This window comes from Mycobacterium appelbergii (assembly GCF_032883035.1).
GTDB lineage: Bacteria > Actinomycetota > Actinomycetes > Mycobacteriales > Mycobacteriaceae > Mycobacterium > Mycobacterium appelbergii.
Genome location: NZ_JAMQTH010000007.1, coordinates 20,107 through 42,663 on the forward strand (window position 1 = coordinate 20,107; position 22,557 = coordinate 42,663).

20 protein-coding genes are annotated in these 22,557 nt (G+C 65.7%); 11 read left to right on the forward strand and 9 right to left on the reverse strand.

Annotation, left to right across the window (positions count from 1 at the left end):
• Positions 1-80: 80 nt before the first annotated feature.
• Genes M1247_RS16780 through fabG form a run of 4 tightly spaced genes read right to left on the reverse strand, consistent with a single transcriptional unit; the run spans position 81 to position 3,885 of the window.
• Positions 81-749, reverse strand: a complete 669-nt coding sequence (locus M1247_RS16780) for a GntR family transcriptional regulator (RefSeq protein ID WP_317157501.1) — start codon at positions 747-749, stop codon at positions 81-83.
• 3 nt (positions 750-752) lie between these two features.
• Complete coding sequence (locus M1247_RS16785) at positions 753-1,946, reverse strand: acyl-CoA dehydrogenase family protein (RefSeq protein WP_317157502.1); 1,194 nt, start codon at positions 1,944-1,946, stop codon at positions 753-755.
• Positions 1,943-3,148: an acetyl-CoA C-acetyltransferase gene (locus tag M1247_RS16790; protein ID WP_317157503.1), complete on the reverse strand. Its 1,206-nt coding sequence runs from the start codon at positions 3,146-3,148 to the stop codon at positions 1,943-1,945. Before M1247_RS16790 ends, M1247_RS16785 begins: the two co-directional genes overlap by 4 nt.
• On the reverse strand, positions 3,145-3,885 hold the full coding sequence (gene fabG / locus M1247_RS16795) for a 3-oxoacyl-ACP reductase FabG (RefSeq protein ID WP_317157504.1): 741 nt from the start codon (positions 3,883-3,885) through the stop codon (positions 3,145-3,147). The genes M1247_RS16790 and fabG overlap by 4 nt, the downstream gene beginning before the upstream one ends.
• Positions 3,886-4,002: 117 nt before the next feature.
• Here fabG and M1247_RS16800 point away from each other — a divergent pair, with 117 nt between their 5' ends.
• From M1247_RS16800 to M1247_RS16815, 4 genes are all read left to right on the forward strand, one after another.
• The gene (locus M1247_RS16800) at positions 4,003-5,190 is read left to right on the forward strand and encodes an acyl-CoA dehydrogenase family protein (protein WP_317157505.1); all 1,188 of its coding nucleotides are present in this window, start codon (positions 4,003-4,005) and stop codon (positions 5,188-5,190) included.
• 30 nt (positions 5,191-5,220) lie between these two features.
• A complete protein-coding gene (locus tag M1247_RS16805) occupies positions 5,221-6,042 on the forward strand; it encodes a mycofactocin-coupled SDR family oxidoreductase (protein ID WP_317157506.1) in 822 nt (273 codons plus the stop codon).
• Between the two features lie 6 nt (positions 6,043-6,048).
• Positions 6,049-7,551, forward strand: a complete 1,503-nt coding sequence (locus M1247_RS16810) for a class I adenylate-forming enzyme family protein (RefSeq protein ID WP_317157507.1) — start codon at positions 6,049-6,051, stop codon at positions 7,549-7,551.
• A gap of 220 nt (positions 7,552-7,771) precedes the next feature.
• Complete coding sequence (locus tag M1247_RS16815) at positions 7,772-8,659, forward strand: aldo/keto reductase (RefSeq protein WP_317157508.1); 888 nt, start codon at positions 7,772-7,774, stop codon at positions 8,657-8,659.
• 11 nt (positions 8,660-8,670) lie between these two features.
• On the opposite strand, the gene M1247_RS16820 is transcribed toward M1247_RS16815, so the two are convergent.
• The 3 genes from M1247_RS16820 to M1247_RS16830 all read right to left on the reverse strand — a co-directional run bounded on the left by M1247_RS16820 (position 8,671) and on the right by M1247_RS16830 (position 11,593).
• Positions 8,671-9,600: an alpha/beta hydrolase gene (locus M1247_RS16820; protein ID WP_317157509.1), complete on the reverse strand. Its 930-nt coding sequence runs from the start codon at positions 9,598-9,600 to the stop codon at positions 8,671-8,673.
• The gene (locus M1247_RS16825) at positions 9,597-10,952 is read right to left on the reverse strand and encodes a flavin-containing monooxygenase (protein WP_317157880.1); all 1,356 of its coding nucleotides are present in this window, start codon (positions 10,950-10,952) and stop codon (positions 9,597-9,599) included. Before M1247_RS16825 ends, M1247_RS16820 begins: the two co-directional genes overlap by 4 nt.
• A 179-nt stretch (positions 10,953-11,131) precedes the next feature.
• Entirely contained in the window at positions 11,132-11,593 is a 462-nt protein-coding gene (locus tag M1247_RS16830; protein ID WP_317157510.1) for a MaoC family dehydratase, read from the reverse strand.
• Between the two features lie 498 nt (positions 11,594-12,091).
• On the opposite strand from M1247_RS16830, the gene M1247_RS16835 reads away from it, so the two are divergent.
• The 3 genes from M1247_RS16835 to M1247_RS16845 all read left to right on the forward strand — a co-directional run bounded on the left by M1247_RS16835 (position 12,092) and on the right by M1247_RS16845 (position 16,881).
• Positions 12,092-12,844 carry a hypothetical protein gene (locus tag M1247_RS16835; protein ID WP_317157511.1) on the forward strand — a complete coding sequence of 251 codons (753 nt, stop codon included), beginning with the start codon at positions 12,092-12,094 and terminating at the stop codon, positions 12,842-12,844.
• Positions 12,841-15,012, forward strand: a complete 2,172-nt coding sequence (locus M1247_RS16840) for an Rv1355c family protein (protein ID WP_317157512.1) — start codon at positions 12,841-12,843, stop codon at positions 15,010-15,012. The genes M1247_RS16835 and M1247_RS16840 overlap by 4 nt, the downstream gene beginning before the upstream one ends.
• 69 nt (positions 15,013-15,081) lie before the next feature.
• A complete protein-coding gene (locus M1247_RS16845) occupies positions 15,082-16,881 on the forward strand; it encodes a putative bifunctional diguanylate cyclase/phosphodiesterase (protein ID WP_410506901.1) in 1,800 nt (599 codons plus the stop codon).
• Here the strand turns inward: M1247_RS16845 and M1247_RS16850 are convergent.
• Positions 16,831-17,733, reverse strand: coding sequence for an FAD-dependent oxidoreductase (locus M1247_RS16850; protein ID WP_317157514.1), 903 nt, complete (start codon positions 17,731-17,733; stop codon positions 16,831-16,833). The genes M1247_RS16845 and M1247_RS16850 overlap by 51 nt on opposite strands.
• Positions 17,734-18,232: 499 nt before the next feature.
• On the opposite strand from M1247_RS16850, the gene M1247_RS16855 reads away from it, so the two are divergent.
• Both M1247_RS16855 and M1247_RS16860 read left to right on the forward strand, forming a co-directional pair.
• Entirely contained in the window at positions 18,233-18,934 is a 702-nt protein-coding gene (locus tag M1247_RS16855; protein WP_317157515.1) for a TetR family transcriptional regulator, read from the forward strand.
• A 19-nt stretch (positions 18,935-18,953) separates the two neighbouring features.
• Complete coding sequence (locus M1247_RS16860) at positions 18,954-19,616, forward strand: ScbR family autoregulator-binding transcription factor (RefSeq protein ID WP_317157516.1); 663 nt, start codon at positions 18,954-18,956, stop codon at positions 19,614-19,616.
• A gap of 3 nt (positions 19,617-19,619) precedes the next feature.
• On the opposite strand, the gene M1247_RS16865 is transcribed toward M1247_RS16860, so the two are convergent.
• A complete protein-coding gene (locus tag M1247_RS16865) occupies positions 19,620-19,982 on the reverse strand; it encodes a PAS domain S-box protein (protein WP_317157517.1) in 363 nt (120 codons plus the stop codon).
• Positions 19,983-20,138: 156 nt separating this feature from the next.
• Between M1247_RS16865 and M1247_RS16870 the strand changes: the two genes are divergently transcribed.
• Complete coding sequence (locus tag M1247_RS16870) at positions 20,139-21,371, forward strand: acyl-CoA dehydrogenase family protein (RefSeq protein WP_317157518.1); 1,233 nt, start codon at positions 20,139-20,141, stop codon at positions 21,369-21,371.
• A 10-nt stretch (positions 21,372-21,381) separates the two neighbouring features.
• Positions 21,382-22,530, forward strand: a complete 1,149-nt coding sequence (locus M1247_RS16875) for an acyl-CoA dehydrogenase family protein (protein ID WP_317157519.1) — start codon at positions 21,382-21,384, stop codon at positions 22,528-22,530.
• Positions 22,531-22,557 lie beyond the last annotated feature (27 nt).

The following is a 22,557-nucleotide window of genomic DNA, read 5'->3' on the forward strand; positions in this document are numbered from 1 at the left end:
CCGCCGAGCAGACACCAAGGTGCCCTTTTTCGCGTTGAAAAGGGTACATTCGCGTCTGCTCGCGCGGTTAACCGTCACCACTACTCGAGCACACCCAACCGGACCAGATGGTCGACAAGCGGTTTGGACGCCGCACACAGGTGTTCCGCCATCGCCGCCCGCGCCTGTTCGCCGTCGCGTTCCCGCAATGCCGCCAGCACCCGGCGGTGGTCGTGAGTGGATTGCTCGGGCCAGCCCTCGACCATGGGAAACACCGATTCCAGTGCGTAGCGGGTGATCTGGGACATCAGCTGGGCGAGCTTCGGGGAGTCGGCGGCGACGTTGACCCCACGATGGAAGGCGTGGTTGAGCCGGACTGCCCGTTCGTGGTCGTCCTGCGAGTAGGCCTCTTCGAGCTGCTGCTGAATCGCCTGGAGCGCGTCCAGCTCGGCGTCGCTGATATGTCCTGCGGCACGCGAGGCGAGTTCACCGCCGATGTGGGCCTGGACGTCGGCGACGTCGTCGATATCGCGCCGGGTGACGGGTAGTACCACGAACCCGCGGCGCGGCTGCTGGGTCAGCAGACCCTCGGCCCGCAGACCGAACAGCGCCTCGCGCACCGGTGTGACACTGATGCCGAGTTCGGCGGCGAGCTGCTCGAGGCGGATGTAGTTACCCGCGGTATAGGTGCCGTCGAAGATCCGCCGACGGATCAGTCGGGCCACGTCTTCGGCCAGCTGTGGGCGGGCGGCGAAATCCGGAATGCTCACGGCTCAGACCCGATAGTCGGACAGCAGCCGCTTGCTGATGATGTTCTTCTGGATCTCACTGGTGCCCTCCCCGATGAGCAGGAACGGCGCATCGCGCATCAACCGCTCAATCTCGTACTCCTTGGAGTAGCCGTAGCCCCCGTGGATCCGGAAGCTCTGCTGGGTGACTTCCGAGCAGAGTTCGCTGGCCAGATACTTCGCCATCCCCGCCGCGACGTCGTTGCGTTCGCCGGAATCCTTCAAGCGCGCCGCGTTGACCATCATCAGATGTGCGGCCTCGACTTTGGTGGCCATTTCGGCCAATTGGAATGCCACCGCCTGATGCTCGGCGATGGGCTTGCCGAAGGTCTGGCGCTGCTGGGCGTAGCGCACCGCGAGTTCGAACGCCCGCAGGCCGACGCCGCACGCGCGCGCCGCCACGTTCACCCGGCCGACCTCGACGCCGTCCATCATCTGGAAGAAGCCCTGTCCGGTGACACCGCCGAGGACGTCGTCGGCGCCGGCGCGGTAGCCATCGAAGATCAATTCGGTGGTGTCGATGCCCTTGTAGCCGAGCTTGTCGAGCTTGCCCGGAATCAGCAGCCCCGGAGCCACTTCACCGAAACCGGTGGGCTTCTCGACGAGGAATGCGGTCAGGTTGCGATGCGGCTTGTCGGCTCCCTCGTCGGTGCGCACCAGCGCGGCCACCAAGGTGGAACTGCCGCCGTTGGTGAGCCACATTTTCTGGCCGTCGATCACGAAATCGCCGTCGGGTGCTTTGGTGGCACGGGTGCGGATCGCGGCGACGTCGGAGCCGAGTTCGGGTTCCGACATCGAGAACGCGCCACGCGTTTCACCGGTGGCCATCCGCGGCAGGAACCGTGCCTTCTGGGCATCGGTGCCGTGCTGGCGGATCATGTACGCGACGATGAAGTGGGTGTTGATCACGCCCGACACACTCATCCACCCGCGGGCGAGTTCCTCGACGCACAGCGCGTAGGTGAGCAGGGATTCGCCCAGACCGCCGTACTCCTCGGGGATCATCAGCCCGAACAGGCCCATCTCTTTCATCTGATCGACGATGGCCTGCGGGTAGGTGTCGGCGTGCTCCAGTTCCTGAGCGACGGGGATGATCTCCTTGTCGACGAATTGCCGTACCGTCGAGACGATCTCAGTCTGAAATTCGGTGAGCCCCAGGGTCTGCGCAAGTTTCGTCATGAGGCCCTTTCGAACACAGCGGCCAGCCCCTGACCGCCCCCGATACACATGGTCTCCAGTCCGTAGCGGGCCTCACGCCGGTGCAACTCGCGCGCCAGCGTGGCGAGCATACGTCCGCCTGTGGCGCCGACCGGGTGGCCGAGTGAGATTCCGGAGCCCCGGACATTGGTCCGTTCATGGTCTGCCGCACCGAATTTCCACTCTTTCATCACTGCCAGCGCCTGCGCGGCGAACGCTTCGTTGAGCTCGATGAGGTCGATGTCGGCGAGCCGCAGACCCGCCTTGGCCAGCGCCCGCTCGGTGGCCGGTACCGGGCCGATGCCCATGAGGTCGGGCGCGACGCCGGCGACGCCCCAGGACACCAACCGAACCAGCGGGGTCAGACCGAGTTCGGCCGCCTTCTCCGGAGTGGTCACAATGCACATCGAGGCCGCATCGTTCTGGCCGCTGGAATTGCCCGCGGTGACCGTGGCCTCAGGATCCTGCTTGAGCAGAACAGGTTTCAGCTTGGCCAGCGATTCGACCGTGGTGTCGGCGCGCGGGTGCTCATCGGTGTCGACGATCCGGTCGCGGACGGTGACCGCAATGATCTCTTCGGCCAACACACCCTCGGACCGGGCGGCCACGGCGCGCTGATGGGAGCTCACCGCGAGCTCGTCCTGCTCCACGCGCGTGATGCCGTACCGGCGGCGCAGGTTCTCCGCGGTCTCCAGCATGCCGCCGGGTACCGGATGGTTCCGCCCGCCTGCGGTGGTCCTGCCACGGGCCAACCCATCGTGGATCTGGACTCCCCCGCGCGCTCCACCCCAGCGCATGTCAGTCGAGTAGAACGCGACGTTGCTCATGCTCTCCGCGCCGCCCGCCACCACGAGATCGTTGTCTCCACTGCGTACCTGCAGGCAGGCCTGGATCACCGCCTGCAACCCCGACCCGCAGCGGCGGTCCACCTGCATACCCGGCACCGTCACCGGGAGCCCTGCGTCCAATGCCACCACCCGGCCGATCGCCGGTGCGTCGCTGTTGGGATAGCAGTGCCCGAGAATCACGTCCTGCACCTGCTCGACTGCCACGCCGGTACGCTCCAGCAGTCCCTTGAGTGCGGCGACTCCGAGATCGACGGCGGTCAAGGATGCGAATATGCCGCCATAACGTCCGATAGCGGTGCGGACCGGCTCACAGATGACGGCCTCGCGGACAGTCACAGGTGCCTCCCGCCGGTCACCTCGAGGACGGTGCCGGTCATGTACGACGACAGATCACTGGCAAGGAACAAGGCCACTTTGGCCACCTCGTCGGGTTCACCGGCCCGGCCCATCGGTACCTCGGCCACCTTCGAATCCCAGATACGTTGCGGCATGGCCTCGGTCATCGCGGAGCGGATCAGGCCCGGCTGGATCGCATTGATCCGCACACCCAGATGAGCCAGCTCCTTGCTGGCGGCCTTGGTCATGCCGACGATGCCGGCCTTGGCCGCCGAGTAGTTGGTCTGACCGAGCATGCCGACCTTGCCGGAGATCGAGGACATGTTCACGATCGCCCCGCGCTTGTTCTCACGCATGATCGCGGCGGCGGACTTGATGCCGTTCCAGGTGCCCTTGAGGTGCACCGAGATGACCTGATCGAACTGCTCCTCGGTCATCTTGCGGATGGTGGCGTCGCGGGTGATGCCTGCGTTGTTCACCATGATGTCCAGCCCACCGAAGCGCTGCACCGCCGCCTGGACCAGGGCCTCGACCTCGGCGGCCGAGGTCACATCGCACCGGACCGCCGCGGCGACGTCCGCACCGCCCAATTCTGCGGCGGCCGCCTCGGTGGCCTCCAGGTTGACGTCGCCGAGCACCACCCGGGCACCTTCGGCGATGAAGCGCTGTGCGATGGCGAAGCCCAGACCTTGGGCGCCGCCTGTCACCACGGCAGTCTGACCAGTCAGCAATGACACGTGATCACCTGTCCTAACTCTCGTTCCCGGGGGTCCGTCAGAAAAGCATCATATTTCATATACGATATTGGCAATCCGCGGGCCCCTGGCCTCTTCGCAGCAGAAGGAGTTTCGTCTGTGACCACCACCGAGGCGACCGCCGACGTCAGCGACGAGGATTTCCAGCACATCCTGGCGCAGACCCGCAGCTTCATCCGTACCACCGTGGTCCCCCGCGAGAACGAGATCCTCGCCACCGACAAGGTGCCCGACGACCTGCGCGACCAGGCCAAGCAGATGGGCCTCTTCGGTTACGCCATCCCACAGCAGTGGGGCGGTCTCGGCCTGCACCTCGCCCAGGACGTGGAACTGGCAATGGAATTCGGCTACACCTGCCTGGCGCTGCGGTCGATGTTCGGCACCAACAACGGCATCGCCGGTCAGGTACTGGTCGGTTTCGGCACCGATGAGCAGAAGGCCCAATGGCTCGAAGGAATCGCCTCCGGCGAGGTTGTCGCGTCATTCGCACTCACCGAGCCCGGTGCCGGATCAAACCCCGCCGGGCTCCGCACCCGGGCCGTTCGCGATGGCTCCGGAAACGACTGGGTGATCAACGGCCAGAAGCGGTTCATCACCAACGCGCCCACCGCGAACCTGTTCGTGGTGTTCGCCCGCACCCGGCCCGCCGATGATGCCGGGCCGGGTATCGCGGTGTTTCTCGTCCCCGCCGACGCCGCGGGCGTGGAAGTCGGCGCGAAGGACGCCAAGATGGGCCAGGAGGGCGCATGGACCGCCGACGTCACCTTCACCGACGTGCGGGTTGCGGCAGATGCGTTGATCGGCGGTAGCGAAGACGTCGGTTACCGGGCGGCGATGACCTCACTGGCCCGCGGGCGCGTGCACATCGCCGCGTTGGCCGTCGGCTCCGCCCAACGCGCCCTCGACGAATCGGTGGCCTATGCCGCGGCCGCGACCCAAGGCGGACAACCGATCGGCAGCTTTCAACTCGTGCAGGCGATGCTCGCCGACCAGCAGACCGGAGTCCTCGCCGGACGCGCGTTGGTCCGCGATGCGGCGCAGAAGTGGGTGTCCGGCGAGGACCGCCGCATCGCGCCGTCGGCGGCGAAGCTGTTCTGCACCGAAATGGCAGGCAACGTAGCCGATCTCGCCGTACAGATACACGGCGGCAGCGGTTACATGCGGGAGGTGCCCGTGGAGCGCATCTACCGCGAAGTCCGGTTGCTGCGGCTGTACGAGGGCACCAGCGAGATTCAGCGCCTGATCATCGGCGGCGGGCTGGTCAAAGCCGCCCAGCGCCGGGCCTAGACCACCACAAACAACAGCAAGGGAGATTCCATGGCAGAGCGGTTGACCGGCAAGGTCGCGTTCATCACCGGGGCAGCACGCGGACAGGGTCGCGCACACGCCGTGCGGATGGCCAACGAGGGCGCCGACATCATCGCCGTCGATCTGGCCGGACCGCTGCCGCCCAGTGTGCCGTACGACTCGGCAACACCGGAAGATCTCGCCGAGACGGTCAAACTCGTCGAGGACACCGGCCGCCGAATCCTCGCCTCCGCCGTGGACACCCGTGACTTCGACGGGTTGGGCGCCGCGGTGGACAAAGGCGTCGCCGAGTTCGGCCGATTGGACGTCATCGTCGCCAACGCCGGCATCACCGTTCCGGAAGCCTGGAACGAAACGACGCCGGAGTCGTTCCGCGATGTCATCGACATCAACCTCACCGGCACGTGGAACACGGTCATGGCCGGTGCCCAGCACATCATCGACGGCGGCAACGGCGGGTCGATCATCCTCATCAGCTCGGCCGCAGGTATCAAAATGCAGCCGTTCATGGTGCACTACACCGCGAGTAAGCACGCGGTTGCCGGCATGGCCAGGGCATTTGCCGCCGAACTCGGCAAGCACAAGATCCGGGTGAACAGCCTGCACCCCGGCGCCGTCAACACCCCGATGGGTACGGGCGACATGATGGCGGCACTGCACCGGGCCAACGAGACCAATCCCGGACTGATGAACATGGTCACCCCGTTCCTGCCCGACTTCATCGCCCAGCCCGAGGATATCGCCGACGCCGCATGCTGGTTGGCCAGCGACGAGTCGCGGTTCGTCACCGCCAGCCGGATCCCGGTCGACCTGGGATCCACCCAGTTCTGACCCCGCGTGAGAACACGATTCGCCGACACCCTGGCCTGTGCCCTGGCCGGGTACGGTGACCGTCCCTTCCTCGAGTTCGAGCGGAAGTGGTACACCGGCAACGAGTTAACGCGCTACATCGACCAAATCTCGGCCGCCTTGGCCGCTGCCGGCATCGGTGATCATGAGCCGGTCGGCGTCGTGGTGCGCAACCGGGTGCCCCACGCCGCGGCGATCCTTGGATTCATCGCCACCGAACGGCCAGTGGCAATGATCTACTCTTACCAGTCAGCGACGGCGATCGCCCGCGATATCGAGACCCTCTCCCTCCCTGCGGTTCTCGCCGACAGTCAGGACTGGACGCCCGAAGTTGTCGACGCCGCGCGACGCACCGGTACCGCGGGTATGGCGTTGTCCGACCATCCGCTCGATCTCAGTATGACGACGGCTCCCGGTGCCGCACAGCCCGATCCGGGCTTGACCCTCGCCGGTCTGCACATTCTGACCTCCGGCACCACGGGCCCACCCAAGCGGATCCCGGTCACCACCGAGGCTCTCGCGCACACTGTCTTGAGTATGTCGGTCGCGGACGCGACGAGCAGAACGACATCAGGCCGGACCGTCGCAGATGACGACCCACCCGATCTGGTGTACTGGCCATTCGGCAGCATCGGGGTGTGCCAGTTGCTGGCCGCGCCGTCCAGCGGGAAACGCATGGTGTTGCTGGAGAAGTTCACGGTCCCCGAATGGGTGCGCGCAGTGAAGACCTATCGGATCAAGCGCACCGGCGTACAACCGGCGATCATCCGCATGCTGCTGGAGGCCGACGTGCCACCGGCCGATCTGGCGTCGCTGGAATATCTGCCCGGCGGCTCCGGTCCACTGGAGCCTGAGCTACGCGAGGAGTTCGAGCAGCGCTACGGCATACCGCTGTTATGGGCCTACGGGGCAACGGAGTTCGCCGGTTCGGTATGCGCCTGGACTCCGGATCTGCACCGCCGATACGGTACCCAGAAACCCGGAAGCGTCGGCCGGCCGCTGCCCGGGGTACGGGTGCGCATCGTCGACGCCGAGACCGGCACCGAGGTACCGGCCGGCACGATCGGGCTGTTGCAGGCCGTCGTGGAGGCCATCGGCCCGCATTGGGTGCGTACCACCGACGTGGCGTCGGTGGACGACGACGGGTTCCTCACCGTGCACGGCCGCCGCGATGGCGCCATCAACCGCGGCGGCTTCAAGATCCTGCCGGAATCTGTACGGCACGTGCTGATCTCGCATCCCTCGGTGCGTGATGCCTGTGTCGTGGGGGTGCCGGATCACCGGCTGGGCCAGGTGCCGTTCGCAGCGGTCGAGCGCAGAGTCGGTGCAGTCGCTCCGACCGAGAACGAGTTGAAGGATCTGGTCCGCGAAACGCTGCCCAGTCATCACGTGCCGGTGGCCGTGGCGGTGGTCGACGAGTTACCCCGCAATGCGGCGATGAAGGTGCGGCCGGGAGACGTGGCCGCACTGTACGACACGCTGCGCGACTGAGGACATCAGCGTGATGCGACCAAGCCGTCGACCAGCAGGTCGAGCAACCGTTGCGCCTGCTCGTGCGATTGACTCACGAGGAGCCTTCTGCAGCAGACGCTCACGGTTGTGTCGTGCATCCGACCGGATCTGGCCAACCGTAGCGGAGGGTTCTCCGCTTCTGTATGGTGCTAAGCGGAGGTTCCTCCGCATCTTGCATTATGCCATGACAGGAGCACGTATGACCATCTCCACACACGCCGGAGGCACGGCCCGGCTCGGAACACACACCGTTGCCCGAATCGGCTATGGGGCCATGCAACTCGACGCATCGCTGTCGACCGAGGATGCCGTCGCAGTGCTGCGGCAGACTGTCGAACTCGGCGTGAACCACATCGATACCGCCTCGTTCTACGCAGGTGGCGAGGTCAACCGGCGGATCCGGCAAGCCCTGGCGCCGTACCGGGACGATCTTGTGATCGTGAGCAAGGTCGGCGCAGCCCACACCACGACCGGTCCCCTCCCTCTTGCTCCCGCCCAGCGGCCGGCCGAACTGCGCGCCGCGGTCGAGGACGACCTCGCCCAACTGGGCCTCGACCGCATCCCGGTGGTGAATCTGCGGCGCCTGGATCTCGGACGCAATCTGGGCGCTGCCGGCGACCAGATCGTCGACCTCGACGATCAGTTGGCAGAGATGATCACGCTGCGCGACGAGGGCAAGATCGGCGCGATCGGCATCAGCAGTGTGCCCCTCGAGGTGGTGCAGCGAGCCTTACCGGCCGGGATCGTCTGCGTGCAGAACGCCTACAGCGTGCTCGACCGCACTCAGGAGGCAACGCTTGACTTCTGTGTCGCCGAGGGCATCGCCTGGGTGCCGTACTTCCCGCTCGGCTCAGCCTTTCCCGGCGCTGCCAAAGTCACCGAGCATACCGAAGTGCAGTCCCTCGCAGCAGAGTTGGCCGTCTCGGCGGCCCAGGTCGGGCTGGCGTGGCTCCTGGCCCATGCGCCGAACACCCTGCTGATCCCGGGCACGCGCTCCAGCGCGCACCTGCAGGACAATGTCGATGTCGGCTCGATCGCCCTCAGCGCAGATGCGATGGCACGCCTGGATGTAATCGGCGACCGGTGAACTGCCTGCCCCTAACGACTGTCCGTGTCACGGTCTGTGGACGGCATTGACCGCGTCAGGAATGCAGCCTGGTGTTCGGCGGCAGTGTCGAACCAGCCGTGCCCGGGCCACACGTCGAAATGGTCGCACGGGTAGTGATGCACCTGGGCCCTGGCCTGCACAGCGGTCTTGACCACCGAGTTCGCCGGGACAAACCGGTCGAAATCGGCGATCTGCACCAGTACGGGACAGCTCAGGCGCTTGGCCGCCGTGGCAGTGCGGATCCGCATCAGCTCCATCCCGATGCCCGCGTCGATTTCGTTTCGCCAGGTCGGGCCGGCGAGCGACCGGTAGCTTTCGTATGCGCCGTCCAGGGCGAGAGCGCCCGGCTCACCCGGTCGCGCGGCCAGCGGCATCAACGCGGGACTGCCACCGGTGGCCACAGCCAACCGGCTCTTCAACCCCATCAGCGTCCAGCGCAGCGCCGAGCCGACGTCACGGTGCGCGACTGCCGCCCGACTCGCCGCCAGACCGCTCGTGAGCGGGGTCATCGCGATCACCGCCGCCACGTCGGCACAGTCGGCGGCCGCACGCAGCACGTGACTGCCGGAGAAGGACGATCCCCACAGCACCACCCGGGCGCGGTCCACGCCTGTCAAGCGCCGCGCCGCACCGATGGCTGCGACGTAGTCCTCGAGTTGACGGTCAACCGAAACACTCTGCCGGGGTAGGCCTTCCGAGGTGCCGAAACCCCGGTAGTCGAATGCCAGCACGTCAAGGCCTGCCGCGGCGAAGCGCTCGGCGAACGGCCGCAGGCCCGAGTCTTTGGTCCCCCCGAAGCCGTGCGCCATCACCACTACCGGTCTGCCGTCCGGCCCCGCGAATCTCTGCCCCACGCCGCGGAAGTGCCAGCCGCTGCAGACCTCGCCGCCGGAGCGGAAGCTGACTTCCGAGTACGTCATCGAAGGGCCGTCGACACGCTCTGATGACGCTGCGCGTCAGCTCTTTTCACGCCAGCCGGTAGTTCACGGGCGCGGAGGTCGTGCTCGTAGTAGAAGTAGTCCACCTGCTGGGTATGGCGCGGGCGATCTGTGCAGTGCCCGGCATGTACCTGTTGATCAGCGTCGATCACCCGCTCCATCTCCCGGGCCGGGGGCAGTGCGTACCGTCCGACCGCATACGCAGCGAGCAGCCGGGATTGACATTCCACGAAGGGGAACAGGGTCGGGATCGCCTGAGCGAAACCGATGAACACCAGGTCGTCGAACCCCGGCTTGAACATGCGCTTGTACAGCCGGATCTGATTACCGGGTGCGCTGATGACGTCCGGGTCGAAGAACGGGAACGTGATGTTGTATCCGGTCGCGTAGACGATGACGTCGAAGACGTCGCTGCTGCCGTCCTCGAAATGCACAGTGTCCCCGTCGAGCCGGTCGACATTCGGCTTGGGCCTGACGTCGCCGGATCCCAGACGCAGTGGCAGTTCCACCGACTGCGTGGGGTGCGCTTCGAACAGCTTGTGATCGGGAGCCGGCAGTCCGTAGGCGGTCGGGTCGGTGCCGAGCATCGGTGCGAGCAGTTGCGCTGCCTTGCGCTGCCAGGACAGCGGCAGGTACGGCGTGGTCCGGAAGAACTTGTCCCCCGGTTGCCCGGCAATGAATTTCGGCACGATCCAGGCACTCGACCGTGTCGACAGCGTCACCTGGTTCTGCAGTGACTTCGACGAGAGCTCGACAGTGATGTCGGCGGCACTGTTGCCGATACCCACGACCAGGATCCGTTTCCCCGTGAGGGCCAGCGGGGTCTGGGGGTCGATGTAGTGGTGCGAGTGGATCGACTCACCGGTGAAGGTCCCCGGGAACTCCGGCAGCCGGGGATCCCAGTGATGACCGTTGGCGACCACGAGTAATTCGTAACGACGTCGGTTGCCGGCCTGATCCTCGATGTCCCAGCCACCGTCGGCAACACGTGCGGCATGTACCACCCCGTTGTTGAACTCGATGCCGTCGAGCAGTCCGAACGTGTCGGCGTAGGCATCGAGGTAGGCCTTGATGTCGGTGTGATGCGGGAACGACGGGAAATGATCGGGCATCGGAAAGTCCTTGAACGACAACCGATGTTTACTCGTGTCGATATGCAACGACCGGTACGCGCTGCTGTGGCCGTTGGGGTTGCCGAACGCCCAGTTGCCCCCGATGCGGTCCGAGGCCTCGAACGTGGTGTACGGGACGCCGTAGTCCTTCAGCATCTTGCCGGCGGTGAGCCCGCTGATACCCGCACCGATGATTGCCGTCCGAGGTGGTGATTGCCGTATCACTGGGCTCCCTCACATTGTGATGCAGCACACTAACAAAGCTTTTTGACGGACGTCAATGGATTCTGACAGTTGTCAGTAACGCCGGTACGGGCTGTCACCATTACCCGCGAGCAGACACTTAGGTCCCCGAAAACGTGGCATTTCGGGTACCTAAGTGCCTGCTCGCCGGAAAAGGGTCAGCCGATGAAACGGACGATTGACTCGGCCACTGCGGCAGGTTTGTCAGAACCGTCAATTTCCACGGTAACCGTCATGGCGGCTTGAACCGCCCCCTCCAGCGTGGTGACATCGGCGATCTGGGCCCGGGCTCGCACCCGCGCACCCACACGGACCGGAGTGATGAATCGGACCTTGTTGTAGCCGTAGTTGATAGCCATCGCGATGTTGTCGACGCGGTAGAGCTGATGGGTGAAATACGGCAGCAGCGACAGGGTGAGCAGGCCGTGCGCGATCGTCCCGCCGAACGGCCCCCCCGCCGCCTTCTCCGGATCAACATGAATCCATTGGTGGTCATCGGTGGCGTCGGCGAACAGGTTGACCCGTTCCTGGGTGATCTCCATCCACTCCGTGGGCCCCAGCTCACTTCCCGCTGCAGCCACGAACTCCTCAAGACCGTTGAACACTCTGACCTGCGCCACCGTGGACTCCTCTCGAACCTGATACGGCTCCTCACAGTGCCATACACCGGCTGCGTCCGGATCACCCGCCGGGACCCACCGGAACCCACCCACAGGGCGCACCACGGGAGGTGCCTCGGGCGGCGATTCACATTCTCAATCGCTGTCAACCGGCTGGATGTACTGGCTCGCGGCCCGGACAGCAAAACAGACCAAAACTGACGTAGAGAAACATTAATCTTCGACTACGTCAAATCAAATCTTTGCTGAACATCAGGTTATCCGGCATATTCACTACTGATAAGCAATAGTTAATTTGCCAAAATTGCATGTACTGGTGAGTACAACGGTTGCGACAGTACCGAATTGAACACCAGGCTGGACAAGGTTTCTCAGCTAGCTGGAATTACCATGCCCTGCGGCGGGATACTCATGTTCGCGTATTGGCACAACCGTGCCGCGCACTAGTAATCAGCCGCGCCAGTCGGGGGACACGGCTGACCGACGAAATGGATCCGCATGACCGCTCCCCATCTCGAAACTGCAGTCCGCTCCCCTCTCACCCTGGAGAGGAGTCCCAGTTGGTGGGACCCGGCCAGTGAGTGCACGATCGTTGTCGCCGATCCCGGCACCGAACGCGAACTGTGGCACGAGTACGTGCGTGGTGCCGAACAGAATTATCTGAAGCACGGCGTCGAGCAGGCGCTCGATATGCAGGCATTGCGCACCGGCGACGACACGGCGCTGTTCTGTGTCGGGCTCAACGATGCCGGGCGGGTCGTCGGGGGGCTTCGGGCCAAGGGTCCGTACCGCAGTCCTGAGGAATCTCACGCCGTGGTCGAGTGGAGTGGCCAGCCCGGCCTGGACACGGTGCGCAAGATGATCGCCGACCGGCTGCCGTTCGGCGTGGTCGAGATGAAGACCGCATGGGTCGGCGACGACCCTGACCAGAGCCGTGCGCTGACCGACACGTTGGCCCGCATGCCGCTACATTCCATGGCATTGCTGGATATTCAGTTTGCGATGGCGACAGCAGCGGCTTACGTGCTGAAGCGTTGGCTGTCCTCGGGCGGGGTGTTAGCTTCGAAAATTCCGGCAACGCCGTACCCGGATGCGCGGTATCAAACCAAGATGATGTGGTGGGATCGTCGGACGTTCGCCAATCATGCCGATCCGAAGCAGCTTTCAGCGTTCTTCGCCGAAACGCAGCGGATTTCGCCGCGGCTGGTCACCGCTGGTGACGTTGACGCCTCCGCCGCGACTGGGCGATGATCGACGGCATCGACGAGTCAGCGAAATGCCACGCGGTAATCATCAACCCCGACGATCCCTCCGACAGCAGCCTTTTGGCGGAACTGCGCGCCGATCCCGCGATCGCCTTCATCGACGATCGCGGCCGGCAGCAGGAGGCGCTGGCCGAACTCACCCCGGCGGCCGAGCCTGAGCTACTGGACGAGCCGACCCGGTGGGCCTACTACCCGTGGCGGCGCACCGTGGTCGGCATCGTGGGCCCGCGCTCGTTTCAGCGCTTGCGCCTGGACCGCAACCGAAACCTGATCAGCGCCGACGAACAACAGCGTCTGTCGAAGTTGCGGATCGGGGTCATCGGGTTGAGCGTCGGCCACGCCGTCGCCCACCAGCTTGCCGCCGAGGGACTCTGTGGAGAGTTGCGGCTCACCGACTTCGATGAGCTGGAGCTACCCAACCTCAACCGGGTTCCCGCGACGGTGTTCGATCTCGGGCTGAACAAGGCAGTGGTCGCCGCACGCCGGATCGCCGAGATCGACCCGTACCTGCCCGTGCGGGTCGACTCCGGCGGGGTACAGCCCGAATCCGTCACGGAGTTCTTCGGCGGGCTCGACGTGGTGGTCGAGGAATGCGACTCACTCGATGCGAAAGTCCTTGTCCGCGAGACTGCGCGGGCATTGCGGCTGCCGGTGCTGATGGCCACGGCCGATCGAGGCCTACTGGATGTGGAGCGCTTCGACCTGGAGCCCGACCGGCCGATCCTGCACGGCCTGCTCGGTGACATCGACACCGCACGGCTGTCCGGGCTCAGCAGCAAGGACAAGGTGCCGCACGTCCTGCGGATACTCGATGCGGCCGAACTGTCACCGCGCATGGCCGCATCACTGGTGGAGGTCGGCAAAACCCTGACCACCTGGCCGCAGCTCGCCGGTGAGGTGGCGCTGGGCGCCACGCTCGTCGCCGATGCCGTACGCCGCATCGGATTGGGTCAGCCGCTGCGATCGGGCCGGCTGCGACTGGACGTCGCGACCGAACTCGATCAGCTGGCGGACCCGCTCATTGCGGCGCCTGGCCCATCGCCGGTGCGCACATCGGCCGACCCGGCCGACCCGGCCCAGCCGGTCAAGCCGACCGAGGTGGCCGAGGTGGCCGAGGTGATCGCGACAGCCGCCAACCGGGCACCGTCGGGCGGTAATGCCCAACCGTGGCAGATCGAGTCCAGTCGCAACATGCTGAGCCTGCGACTGGCGACGAAGTACACCACCGCGATGGATGTCGGTTACCGCGGGAGCGCTGTCGCCCTGGGCGCGGCGGCATTCAATGCCAGGGTCGCGGCCGCCGCCCATGGACTGGTCGGACAGATCGACTGGCGCCGCGGCGACGAGGGCACTCCCCTGCACGGCGTCATGCAGCTCTCCCCCGGCAGCGCACCAGATTTGGCGGCACTGTACGACCCGATGCTGCAACGCGAGACCAACCGGGCGCGCGGAACGGCCACCCCCATTCCCGCCGACACCCTCGCGGCACTGGCCACCGCGGTCCGGGAGGAAGGTGCGCGTCTGCAGATCCTCGACGCGGCAACCGATGTCGAGGCCGCCGCGGGAATTCTCGCCGAGGCCGATCGCATCCGTTACCTCACGCCGACCCTGCACCGGGAGATGTTCTCCGAACTGCGCTGGCCCGGCGACCCTGAACCGGATTCCGGGCTGGAGGTGTCCAGCCTCGGCCTGGATCCGGCCGACCTGGTGCTGCTGGATATCCTGCGCCGCCCCGATGTGATGGCCAAGCTGTCCGACTGGAGCGCGGGCGCCGCGCTTGGCGAGGACACCTACGAGCGGGTCACGGGAAGTTCGGCCATCGCGGTGGTGTCGGTGCCAGGCCGTCGGCTGACCGACTACGCGCACGCCGGCTCGGCAGTGGAGGCATTCTGGGTCCATGCCCAGAAGCACGGACTCGCCGTCCAACCGGTGTCGCCGGTCTTCCTCTACGCCCATGACGACCGGGATCGTGAGGAGCTGTCGGCAGCCCATGCCGATGCGCTGCGCGACCTGCAGTACGCTTTTCGTGAGTTGACCGCAACCGAACGCAACGAGTCACAGGCGTTGGTACTGAGACTGTCCATCGCACCGCGACCTTCGGTTCGCAGCCGGCGGCGCAGGCCGGCGCCCACCCACGAGCCGACGGACGGCTGAGGTACTCACCGGAGGTTCCGCGTGCCACGCAGCCTGGAGTTGGTCGTCACATCAGTTGCCACGCAACTGATGGCCGTCAATGCCGCCACGGCTGCCGGGGTGAGCCAGGAGGTTCTGGCCGACCTGGTCTCCTACTTCGACGTCGACGTGAGCTTCCTGCGGCACAACGATCACCTCACGCACGTCACCAGTCTGGTTGCCGAATGGCCACCACGGCCGGTGGATTCCCCGACCGATCCGCTCGCGGTCATCCACTTCGCCGACGCCGACCCGGTGTTCGCGATGGCCGAACACCTCAAAGAACCGGCGGTGTTCCGGCCCGAGCCGGCCACCACCGACTACCAGCGGACCATTGAAGCCGGTCGGCACATCCCGTCGACGTCGATGGCATGTGTGCCGTTGTTGTCCGGGGAGGTGACCACCGGAGTGCTGGGCTTCGTCAAGTTCGGCGACCGCGAATGGAAGCCTGCGGAGCTCAACGCGCTCAAGGCCATTGCATCGTTGTTCGCACAGGTGCAGGCGCGCATCGCCGCCGAGGAACGGTTGCGCTACCTCGCCGACCATGACCATCTGACCGGGCTGCACAACCGGCGGGCTCTGATGGCACACCTGGAGGCGCGATTGGCGCCCGGCCAGCCGGGTCCGGTGTCGGTGATGTTCTTCGACCTGGACCGGTTGAAGGCGATCAACGACTATCTGGGCCACACGGCCGGTGACGCGTTCATCCGGGTTCTCGCACAGCGCCTGCAGGAGGGCGACGACGAGCCGAAGCTGATCGCCCGACTCGGTGGTGACGAGTTCGTGGTGGTCCCGGCGTCGTCGATGTCGGTCGACGCCGCCGCGGCGCTGGCCTACCGTCTGCAATCGGTCCTGCGGGAACGGGTGGCGATCGACGGTGAGATGCTCACCAGAACTGTCAGCATCGGCCTCGCGGAAGGCATTCCGGGCCGCCACTCGACCTCGGAGCTGCTCAGCCGGGCGGACCAGGCGGTGCTGACCGCCAAGAACGCGGGTGGGAATCAGGTTGCGGTGTTCTCCGACGCGATGGCCATGGAGATCGATTTCCGCAACGACATCGAATTGCACCTGCAGAGTGTGATCGAGAGCGGCTCGCTGCTGCTGCATTACCTGCCAGAGATCGACATGCGCACCGGTGAGGTGCTGGCGGCCGAGGCGCTGGTCCGCTGGCAACATCCGACCCGTGGTCTGCTCGCACCCGATTCGTTCATCGGAGTCGCCGAATCCATCAACCTGGCAGGCGAATTGGGCCGCTGGGTGCTGCGCAGCGCGTGCGAGGAGTTCGCGCGATGGCGGTCGAACGGCGTGGGTCGCCGCATCGTGCTGCGGATCAACGTCTCTCCGGTTCAACTGGTGACCGACGGCTTCGTCGAGTCGGTGGCCAGCACGATGGCCGAGTTCGGCCTGCCACGGGGATCGGTCTGTCTGGAGATCACCGAAAGCGTTGTGGTGCAGGACATCGAGACCACCCGCACTACCCTCGCCGGTCTGAAGAATGCCGGCGTGCAGGTCGCCATCGACGATTTCGGGACCGGCTACAGCGTGCTGTCGATGCTCAAATCGCTACCGGTGGACACCCTCAAGATCGACCGCAGCTTTGTTGCCGAGCTCGGCTCCAATCCCGGAGACCTGCCGATCGTGCGAGCGGTGATCGCGCTGGCGGGCGCCTTCGGTCTGCAACTGGTCGCCGAGGGCGTCGAGACCGAAACGGCCGCCCTGACCCTGCTGCGCCACGGTTGCTACCGGGCGCAGGGTTTCCTGTTGTCCAAACCGATCCTCGGCCACGAAATGCAGCAGCTGCTAGCCAAGGGGCGGGTACCGGTGCATTTTTCGGCAGCGCCGCGCATGTGACCGGCCGGCCTCACGCAGGCCGTCGTGCACACGGTTGGACCGGCAGTAGGCCGACCGCGGTGCCACCGCGGCGGTCTCGGTCGTCAACAGCTCAACTCGCGCGAACCTGCTGGCGCTGTGCCCGACCAGACACACCTGCAATGGTTGGCCGGGGTCAGAGACGGGCAATGTCATGTCCGTCGTCCCGATCTGGTGGCTGTCGGTCGTGATCGCGACGCCGTGGCGGGCCCGTAACGCAAGTGGGCCGTCCGCGGTGTCGATGACGGCACCCAGCACTTCACCCTCTTCGAACACGATGCGTTGCAGGGCGCAGCCGTCGGAAATCTCGATGTCACGCTCACGGGTCTGGGTCAGCAGCCATTCGTTGACCGCCGACGCCGCGTTGGTGCCGGGCTCCACCGCACCGACGACCTTGACCTGGATTTCTTCGCCGCTGCGGGTTTTCATCGGAGTGGTGTCGCGATCGAGGATGCGGGTGTAGAGCACGCCGTAGGGCGATACCAGGCACTGGGCTGCCCAATCCCGCAGCCGGGCGCCGTAGAACGGCTCGATCCGGGCGCGGGGCCCCGCCGGAACGGGATCGCTCACGACGCGGACGGCCAAGTCGGCGTCGGATGACCCGCCGGCCACCAGTTCGACGTCACCGGAGAGCGCCGCGAAATAGTCGAGGGTCTCCTGATCCTCCACGCCTGAGCCGAGCCATGGAGCGCCGGAGCCGGGAGCGGCCCCGGGTTCGCTGCCGGATCTGGCGACGAATACCTCAAGACCGGCGTCTACCGCGACAATGGCGCTGGCCAGTCCGCCGAAGCCGGAACCGTAGCAAACGACGTCGACTTCGTCATCCCACACCATCAAATGAATACCTCGGCATTGCTATATCGGCCGCGCGGGGTAGGCAGCGAGCGAACCTCAAACCACCTTCGCGAGACAGTCGATGCAGTTGAGCCGCGATGACAGCTCGACGCAGTTGGGGTTGCCACAGCCCGCACCGGGATTCGAGGGGGATTGCCGGTGCAGGCTATGGCAACGCGTGTGGGACAACTCGTGGCAACTGCCGGCGGGGCAATGCCGCGACCGGCCGCAATACGCGTTGCGACGATCTTCGCCAGATTTGCATGGCTCGCCGACTGCGAACCAAGAGTTATCACGTTACGCACCATACATACCTTTAGAATGTTATGCACGTGTCGTGAAGACTTCGAGTATCCGCTTATGATGCCGTGCAGAAATCGACACGATCACCGGTGCTCGGCGTCCGGAATTGCCAGATGAAAGAATCGCCCTGCCCCGTGACTAGCGGGATCCGTATTTCGCTCCAACGATGCAGTCGTGAAGATTCCGAGGTTCCGTGGTGACTGAGCAGCTCGACCGGCGAGCGGACCTCACCCGGCTTCAGATTCTGCGGGCGGCGTCGCGGCAATTCGCTCACAAGCCCTACAGCCTGGTCAGCCTCGACGACATCCTCGCCGATGCCGCAGTCACCAAGGGCGCGCTGTATTTCCACTTTCGATCCAAGCACGCCCTGGCCTCGTCGATTGTCGACCACCGCGCCGAGCAGGCCCGGGTCACCGTCGCGGAGGTCCTCGCCCGCAATCTGTCGGGCCTGGAAACCCTGATCGATATTTCCTATCTGCTGGCCGTCGACGACATCAGCGAGACGATGGCCCGGGCCGGCCTCAATCTGGTCGAATCGATCGGCCGCATGGACAACCTGGGCCCGCGCATGCTCGATTCGTGGGCGCAGGGGTTCACCGAGATCGGGCGACGCGCGGTCACCGAAGGCGATCTGGCCGCAGACAGCGATCCGGGCGCCATGGCCCGGCTGTTGGTCGCGATGTACATGGGCATCCGCCAAACCAGCGACCTGGACGTCCCTGCCCGCTTCCTCACCGACCTGGAGCAGGCCTGGAATCTGATACTGCCCAGCTTCGTGAGCCCGGACCGGCTCAGCTACCTCACCCAGTTCATCCGGCGCCGCACTGCGCTGGCGATCAGGAATGCCGCACCCCTGCTACCCGACGAACCGGCAGTCCGGCGCGACGGTACGGCCTGACGGGGATTCGGGATTCGACATGGCCCGCCAAGCCCGCTCCGGGGTGACCAGACGCAAGATCGTCATCGCCGCCGTCGACCTTTTCAGCGAGATCGGCTACCCGGCGACCGGGTTGGGCGACATCATCCAACGCGCGGAACTGACCAAGGGCGCGCTGTACTACCACTTCGACTCCAAGGAGTCGCTGGCCGAGGCGATCATCGACGAGTGCGGGGCGAGCATCCTGGCCACGTTCCGCACCATCACCGAATCCTCGTCGCCGGCCCTGGAGAACATCGTCCACGGCCTTTTCGTCGTAGCTGATTTCGCCGGCAGCGACAAGACCGCACGAATCGGGATGCAAGTCATCCGGACGTTCACCGGCATCAATGACGCCGCAGGACGGGTGTACGCGAGCTGGCTTGCGGAGCTCACCGAGCAGGTCGAGCAGGCCGCCGCCGAGGGCGATCTCCGAGCCGACATCGATGCCAAGGGAGCCGCCGAGATCATTCTCGGTGCCATGCTCGGGGCCGAGACCCTGTCCAGCGCGACCGCGAATGGCGCTGATCTACGCCAACGGGTGTCGCGGACCTGGGAGCTGCTGCTGCCCGCGATCGTCAGCGCGGAGTCGCTGGCTTACTTCCGCGAGTTCCTGGCCCGGGAAGCGCTGCGGCGCTCCCCGACACCGGCCCTCGAACCGTAGGCGTTAGAGCTCTTCGGCCCACAGCCGTTCGGTGAGATCCTGAAAAGTCGCGAGCGCCACCGGGTCGTCGCCGCGCAGCAGCGCCGACTTGCTCATCCGGGCCCGCACGATCGAGTTGTCCCGGTGCACGAGGTCGACGACAAGCTCGGCGTGCGCCCGCACCACTGAGACAGCGGAATCGTCGACGGGCAACGAATGGAAAACCTCAGCAAACTTCTTTTCTTTAACCGCATCGGTGCTGTAGCCCACCATTTCACCAAAGGCACTGTTGGCGAAGAGAATGCTGCCGTCCTCGGCGATTGCGAGCACCGGCACCGGAAATCGCTCCAAAACCACAAGCGCAGGCATTTGCTGCAACAGTGCCATCGGGGTTTCGGGGTCCTGTCCGTTTTGTCGCCGCTCCACGCCTCCGATTATTGCCCCTCCTGCTCGCCGGTTGCCACCGGTGCGCAGCAACTTTTCGGCCCACTTGACTAACTAGGTTTACTGTGTGGTGGACAGCATCGGCAGACAGGGGCAGGCATGGACCTCAAGTGGTCGACGACCGACCAGGCGTTCCGCGACGAGGTACGCAGCTTTCTCACCGAGAAGCTGACTCCCGACCTGCAACGTGCAGGCCGGTTGATGACCAGCGTTTACGCCGATCACGACGCGAGCATGGCCTGGCAGCAGATCCTGCATGAGCGCGGTTGGGCAGCACCTGCGTGGCCGGTCGAGCACGGTGGCTGTGACTGGAGCCTGACCCAGCACTACATCTTCAGCAGGGAATCGACACTGGCCGGCGCCCCGTCACTGTCACCGATGGGTATCCGGATGGTGGCCCACGCGATCATCGCCTTCGGGACGTCCGCGCAGAAGGAGTACTTCCTGCCGCGCATTCTGACCGGCGAGGTGTTCTTCTGCCAGGGCTATTCCGAACCGGAGGCGGGTTCGGATCTGGCGGCACTGTCGATGACCGCGGTGCCGGACGGCGACGACCTGGTGTGCACCGGCAGCAAGATCTGGACGACGCACGCGCGCGAAGCGAATTGGATGTTCGCGCTGGTGCGCACGACGCGCGCCGCCAAGAAGCAGCAGGGCATCACCTTCGTGCTGATCGACATGGCCTCCGCCGGGATCGAGATCAGGCCGCTGGTGATGACCTCGGGCGAAGAAGTGCAGAACCAGGTTTTCTTCGACGAGGTGCGGGTGCCGAAGTCCAACGTGATCGGCGCCGTCGACGACGGCTGGACCGTCGCAAAGTACCTGTTGGAGTTCGAGCGCGGCGGCGGCGCATCCGCCCCGGCCCTGCAGGTACTGGCCGAGGAGATCTCGACGGCCGCCGCCCGACAACCCGGTCTCGGCGGCGCGCGACTGGTGGACGACCCCGCGTTCAGCCGCAAGCTTGCTGACGCGCGCATCCGCACCGACGTGCTGGAGATCCTCGAGTACCGGGTGCTGGCCGCGGTCGCCGAGGGCCGTAACCCCGGCACCGCATCCTCGATGCTGAAGATTCTGAGTACCGAGCTGAGCCAGACGCTGACCGAACTGGCGATGGAGGCCGCCGGGCCCCGCGGCCGTGCATATCAACCGCACGCCACCCGCCCGGGCGGGCCGGTGGCCGATTTCGAGCCACCGGCTGACGGCTATATCTCCGGGGAGCCGTGGGAGGCCGTGGCACCACTGCGCTACTTCAACGACCGGGCCGGGTCAATTTACGCCGGCAGCAACGAGATTCAGCGCAACATCCTGGCCAAAGCGGCCCTTGGACTTTGACGGGACTGACATGGACTTCAATCTGAGCAGCGAACAAGAACTGCTGCGCGACGGGCTGACCAAGTTCCTGGCGGGCCGCTACGGTCTGGAACAGAGCCGGGCCGCCGCGAAGACGGGCGCCGGTTGGCAGCCCGAGATCTGGCGCGGCTTCGCCGAGGAACTCGGCATCCTCGGCGCGCCCCTGCCGGAGGAGGCCGGCGGCATCGGCGGCGGGGCCGTCGAGACCATGGTCATCGCCGAGGCACTCGGGCACGCACTCGTGGTGGAGCCGTTCGTGGACACCGTGGTGGTGGCCGGCGGACTGCTGCACCGGGCCGGTGGGGAGCGGGCGCATGCCCTGTTGGCCGAGATCGTGGCCGGGTCGGCAGTGGTCGCGGTGGCCGCCACCGAGGCGGCCTCGGGCGAGAACTGGCGGGATGTGGACACCACCGCGCGCCGCGACGGTGACGACTGGGTACTGCAGGGGTCGAAGGTGATGGCGGTCAGCGCGCCACTGGCGACGCACCTGCTGGTCACCGCCCGCAGCTCCGGGGCCCGCACCGACACCGACGGCATCTCCCTGTTCCTGGTCGAAACAGACTCGGCGGGAGGCGGTTTCACCGCACACCCCTACCGCACCATCGATGACCGGCGGGCAGCCGACCTGAGTTTCGACGCTGTCCGCCTACCTGCCGCCGCGCTGGTCGGCGACGAAGGTCAGGCGTGGGCCTCACTGGAGCTGGCCCGCGACGAAGGTGCTGCCGCGGTCTGCGCGGAGGCCGTCGGCGGAATGCGCAAAGTGCTCGCCGACACCGTCGAATACTGCAAGCAACGCCAACAATTCGGCCAGCCGATCGGCAGCTTCCAGGCCCTGCAACACCGCATGGTCGACATGCACATGGAAGTGGAGCAGGCCGCCGCGGCGGTCTACCTGGCGGTGCTGAACCTGGAAGCCGAACCTGCTACCCGCGCCAAAGCCGTGTCGGCCGCCAAGGCCACCATCGGTCGCGCAGCGCGCTTCGTCGGGCAGAACGCCGTGCAACTGCACGGTGGCATGGGCATGACCGAGGAGTTGGCCATCGGGCACTACTTCAAGCGGCTCACCGCCATTCAGTACGAATTCGGCTCCACCGACCAGCACATCAGTCGATACGCGGCGCTCACCCGGCCCCGGGAGTAAGGCGATGGCTGACTCAGCTCACCGGTT